General features: G+C 75.6%; 1 pseudogene. It reads right to left on the bottom strand.

Going from position 1 to position 360, the window contains the following annotated elements:
- A pseudogene (locus KZZ06_RS20200) lies at positions 1-316 on the bottom strand (hypothetical protein); the annotation flags it as partial.
- Positions 317-360 lie beyond the last annotated feature (44 nt).

Raw genomic sequence — 360 nt, 5'->3', positions numbered from 1 at the left:
CGGCGTCGCCCTCGGACCCGTCGAGGCGTACGTCCTCGCTCGCCCGCACCGCGCGGAAGTCGCGCCCGTCCGCCGTCGTCCTCGGCGCGAGCGAGTAGGCGGCCTTCCCGTCCGGGTCGCGGTAGTAGACTACGGGACCCGTGGCCTCCGTCGGCGCCTTCGGCTCCGGCGCGGAGGCCGGAACCCACTCGGCGAACTCGGCCCGCGCGCGCTCGACGAGAACCGGCACGGGGCCGCCATCGCGGCCCGCCCAGTACCCGGTCCCCGCCGCCGCGAACGCGGCAAGGGTCCCGGCGAACCATGCGCGCCGGCTCATTTGACCACCCGGAATTCGAGCCTGTCCTCGACGGTGCCCGTCTC

Source organism: Sulfitobacter sp. CW3 (genome assembly GCF_019392245.1).
Lineage (GTDB): Bacteria > Pseudomonadota > Alphaproteobacteria > Rhodobacterales > Rhodobacteraceae > Sulfitobacter.
Note: the sequence above shows the minus strand (reverse complement) of the source record. Positions and strands in the feature narration are given on the sequence as shown.